Origin of the sequence: Sulfitobacter sp. HI0040, assembly GCF_001634885.1 — a bacterium.
GTDB lineage: Bacteria > Pseudomonadota > Alphaproteobacteria > Rhodobacterales > Rhodobacteraceae > Sulfitobacter.
Genome location: NZ_LWEX01000414.1, coordinates 1 through 307, shown reverse-complemented (window position 1 = coordinate 307; position 307 = coordinate 1). Strand labels below are relative to the sequence as shown.

1 pseudogene is annotated in these 307 nt (G+C 64.2%); it reads left to right on the top strand.

The features are described from left to right. Positions 1–307, top strand: a pseudogene (locus A3728_RS17130) (C4-dicarboxylate ABC transporter); the annotation flags it as partial.

Genomic DNA, 307 nt, shown 5'->3' with positions numbered 1-307 from the left:
AAGCTGCGCCTGCTGCGCGCGGGGATCCTGCCCATCGGCATTTTCGCCGCCATGATGGTGCCCTTCGTCAACGGCTGGACCTCGCTGGTGGAAAGTTCGGCCATCGGGGCCGGGGTCGCCTTTCTCGCCGCGGTTCTGAAGGGTCGCATGACGCGCGAGGTTTTCGAGAATTCGGTGCGCAACACGCTGGGCATCACCTGCATGTTCATGTGGATCATCCTTGCGGCGCTGGCCTTTGGCGCGGTCTTCGACGGGCTGGGTGCGGTGAAGGCCATCGAGGGGCTGTTCACCGAGCAGTTGCACCTCA